Raw genomic sequence first — 586 nt, forward strand, 5'->3', positions numbered from 1 at the left:
TCCGTCCTTTTATTGCTGGTGGAAAAATCACCGCTGGGTATAATCATGAGACACTTTCCCCATTCTATCAATAAGTTGTCGTTGGAGTGCTCGTGACTTTTCTATCTCAACTTTCAACTCACGCAGATAAAGCCTTTTTGCGTCGACTGTTCGCAATAGCACTTCCCATCACGCTGCAAAGCATTATGTTTTCCAGCCGAAGCCTAGTCGATGTATTGATGCTAGGGCAACTTGGTGAAGCCGAAATTGCCGCTGTGGGAGTCGCAGCTCGAGCGACGTTTGTTACCACCATCATGTTAGTTGGGGTGACCACGGGTGGCGCACTGCTTACCGCGCAGTACTGGGGAGCGGGAGACAAAATTGGCGTAAGACAAAGTACGTCGCTGACTTGGATGATTGCGATGGTGTTTGCCGCGCTGGCCGTTTGTTTATTCGTCTTTTTCCCGCAGCCAATCATGGGCTTGACCACGGATTCCCAAGAGGTGATTGAGCTTGGGTCAAGCTACTTGGTAATTTCATCAGCCAGTATGTTCGCAGTGGCGTGTGTTGCCAGTATGGCGGTGGGGTTACGTGCCATGCATCAACC

Annotated in this window: 1 protein-coding gene; it reads left to right on the forward strand. The window is 50.3% G+C overall.

Annotated features, from left to right (window positions below; genetic code table 11):
- Positions 1-92 precede the first annotated feature (92 nt).
- Positions 93-586: MATE family efflux transporter (locus R8O11_RS29675; RefSeq protein WP_318195184.1), on the forward strand; the 494-nt coding region annotated here is incomplete at its 3' end.

It is taken from the genome of Vibrio sp. 1288, assembly GCF_033344475.1.